Genomic DNA, 608 nt, shown 5'->3' with positions numbered 1-608 from the left:
GCTGCCCTGCATCGTGCGGGAATTCGGCTGCTCCGTATCGGTATGCCGTACCCGGTGGTGGGGGAGTCGGTGCGAGAGTTCGCAACTGGACTCGAGCAGATCATCGTGGTCGAGGACAAGACGGCATTCATCGAGGCTCAGATTCGTGAGATTCTCTACGGAATCGACGACGCCCCGCGCATTATCGGTAAGCGCGACGGCCAGGGCCGACTTCTCATGCCCGCGAGCGGTGAGCTCACCGCAGGCCGGTTGCTCGCCCCGTTGCGCCGCGTACTCAAGCCGCACGTCGAGCTCAAGCGCACCCTTCCTGCCCCGCTGTCGCTGAACGTGCTCTCCGCCAAGCGAACCGCATACTTCTGCAGTGGGTGCCCCCATAATCGTTCCACCGCAATCCCCGAGGGTTCCATCGGCGGCGGCGGAATCGGCTGCCACACACTCGTCACCATGTCCGGCCGTGAGGACAGCGCTGTCACCGGCTTGACGCAGATGGGCGGCGAGGGCAGCCAGTGGATCGGGCAGGCACCGTTCACCGACGTGCCTCACCTGTTCCAGAACATCGGCGACGGCACCTTCTTCCACTCCGGTCAATTGGCTGTCCAGGCGTGCAT

At 64.3% G+C, this 608-nt stretch carries 1 pseudogene; it reads left to right on the top strand.

The window, feature by feature from the left end:
* Positions 1 to 608, top strand: a pseudogene (locus V2B23_RS30895) (indolepyruvate ferredoxin oxidoreductase family protein); the annotation flags it as partial.

It is taken from the genome of Rhodococcus sp. 24CO, assembly GCF_050586165.1.
Classification (GTDB): Bacteria; Actinomycetota; Actinomycetes; order Mycobacteriales; family Mycobacteriaceae; genus Rhodococcus_F.
Note: the sequence above shows the minus strand (reverse complement) of the source record. Positions and strands in the feature narration are given on the sequence as shown.